Source organism: Burkholderia paludis (assembly GCF_000732615.1).
GTDB classification, from domain to species: domain Bacteria; phylum Pseudomonadota; class Gammaproteobacteria; order Burkholderiales; family Burkholderiaceae; genus Burkholderia; species Burkholderia paludis.
Genome location: NZ_JPGL01000041.1, coordinates 1 through 660 on the forward strand (window position 1 = coordinate 1; position 660 = coordinate 660).

Consider the following 660-nt stretch of genomic DNA (forward strand, 5'->3'; position numbering starts at 1 on the left):
CGATAGATCCGGTACACGCGCTTGTGATTCCAGCAGAAGCCCTTCACGTTGCGCAGGTACAGGAAGCACAACCCGAAGCCCCAGTTCCGATGGTTGTCCGTCAGGCGCAGCAGCCAGTTTGCAATCTCGTCGTTCTCGGCGCTGCGCCGACTGACGTACCGATAACAGGCCTGGCTGATCCCAAATGCCTCACATGCCAGCCGGATCGAAATGCCCCGGCTGGACACCGCATGCATGGCCATCTCACGCCGGCAAGATGGCCTCAGTCTTTTTTTGCGAGCGCCTCCGCCACGATCTCGGCCTTGATCTTCTCCTCGACGTACATCTTGCGCAACCGAGCATTCTCGGCCTCCAACTCCTTCATCCGCGCGATCAGTGAGATGTCCATGCCACCGTACTTCGAGCGCCATTTGTAGAACGTCGCCGTGCTGATGCCCAGTTCCCGGCACAGGTCCGACACCGACAGCCCCGATTCCACGCGCTTGAGCGCGTCCATGATCTGGCTGTCCGTGAATCTCGATTTCTTCATGCTGTAGAACTCCCTCAACGAGAAAATTCTACTTCTGATCACACCGGTCTTTTGGGGGGATTACCGGATCAGAGGGTCGTAGGTTCGAATCCTATCGCTCCGACCAAAGGAATCAAGGGGTTACGGCAGAA

At 57.4% G+C, this 660-nt stretch carries 1 pseudogene; it reads right to left on the reverse strand.

The window, feature by feature from the left end:
• Positions 1–529, reverse strand: a pseudogene (locus GQ56_RS46635) (transposase); the annotation flags it as partial.
• Between the last annotated feature and the right edge of the window lie 131 nt (positions 530–660).